Annotated in this window: 2 protein-coding genes; both read left to right on the top strand. The window is 32.8% G+C overall.

Annotated features, from left to right (window positions below; genetic code table 11):
- The first annotated feature begins 174 nt into the window (after positions 1 to 174).
- Entirely contained in the window at positions 175 to 840 is a 666-nt protein-coding gene (locus tag ACIQ0C_RS27130) for an HAD family hydrolase (protein WP_403065993.1), read from the top strand.
- Positions 841 to 992: 152 nt separating this feature from the next.
- On the top strand, positions 993 to 1,764 hold a 772-nt coding region (locus tag ACIQ0C_RS27125; RefSeq protein ID WP_403065990.1), incomplete at its 3' end, for a class I SAM-dependent methyltransferase.

The raw sequence follows: 1,764 nt of genomic DNA, 5'->3' as shown, positions 1-1,764 counted from the left end.
CAAGCTTACAATGATAATGGTTAATGATATGACTATGAAATCCGGTGAATTCTAGAGCAATCGTGAGATTGTGTTTAGTTTATTGAGGGAGGTTACTTCAACAAGAGTTGGAACTTATTTGTAATTACTGTGGTAAAATTAGGGTGACTATTAGATTTAATAAGGGAGTTTAATATGGATAAATACAAAGTAATTTTATTTGATTTAGACGGAACACTTTCAGACCCCAAGATAGGAATAACTAAATCGGTTCAATATGCATTACAAAAAATGAACATTGTTGAGCCTGACATTGATAAACTTGAATGTTTTATTGGTCCACCACTACAAGTTTCATTTGCTGAATATTACGATTTTGACGAGAAACACACACAAAAAGCAATTGAATTATATAGGGAGAGGTTTAAGGAAAAGGGAATGTTTGAGAATGAGCTATATTCAAATATTGCATTACTATTGAAATCGTTAAAAGAACAACAATTTACTTTAGTTGTAGCAACTTCAAAGCCTACTGTATTTGCTGAACAAATACTAAAGTACTTTAATATTGACCAATATTTTGAACTTATTGTCGGAAGTAACCTTGATGGAACAAGAGCGTCAAAAACTGAAATAATTCTATACATACTAAATAAGTACAAGGAATTTACGCTTAGTGACTTTATTATGATTGGCGACAGGAAGCACGATATTATTGGTGCAAATAACACTGGAATTAACTCTATTGGAGTAACTTATGGATATGGTTCATTTGAAGAACTAAGTCATTCTAACCCTACTCATATTGTCAAAAGTGTAAGCCAGTTAAAGGATATTTTGATGGGTAGTCAAGTCAAATAAAGATCTTGAACTAACAGGTGCGTTAGTTTAACAAAGGGTTGCTGCGGCAACCTTTTTCTTGTGGAACTAAAGGGGCAGTTTAGTTTAAGAAAGGTTTAAAGATTTTTTAATCGAATTAAAGGAGTAAAAAACATAGAATATAGGTGATATTTATGAGTGAGATAATTAGCTATTACAATCAATTTGATGAGTGGGGAAGGCTTGATCGTGAACCGATAGAATTCCAAGTAAATTGGCACTATATAAGAAAATATATGCCAAAAACGGGATATGTGCTGGATAATGGTGCTGGACCTGGAAAATACTCTATGGAGCTTGCTAAAGAAGGTTATAAGGTAACACTAACCGATTTAACGCCAAAATTAGTTGAAATTGCAGAAAATAAGGCAAATGAACTTCATTTAGAAGGACAATTTAATGGTTTTTATACAGCTGATGCAAGAGCACTTAATATGATTAAAGATGAACAGTTCGACGCATCATTAATGCTTGGTCCTATGTATCATTTGCAGCAAGAAATTGACCGTATTAAGGCAGTAAAAGAGTTAAATAGAGTTACAAAAAAGGATGGAATTATTTTTGTGGCATTTATGCCTAGAATCAGACACATACTTTCTTCACTTCTAAATCCTGAGAAGTGGAAACCAAACGATAATATGGATACTATTATTCAATTTGGTGAATCAGGTTCTTTTAATCATGCAGATGAAGGGCGTTTTACAGGTTCATATTACTTTAATATTGAAGAAATCAGACCGTTTATGGAATCACAAGGATTTGAAAGTTTGGAGCTTATAGGTTCAAATGTAGGTGCTATTTTAACAGATGTAAACTGGAGTTACTGGATAGACAAAGGAGAGCAAGAAGTAGATAAAATAATAAAGTTACTTATAGAGAAAGCATCAGACCCTTATACCCTTGGAA

The organism is Peribacillus sp. NPDC096448, from assembly GCF_044762675.1.
In the GTDB taxonomy this organism is placed as follows: Bacteria; Bacillota; Bacilli; order Bacillales; family DSM-1321; genus Peribacillus; species Peribacillus frigoritolerans_B.
Note: the sequence above shows the minus strand (reverse complement) of the source record. Positions and strands in the feature narration are given on the sequence as shown.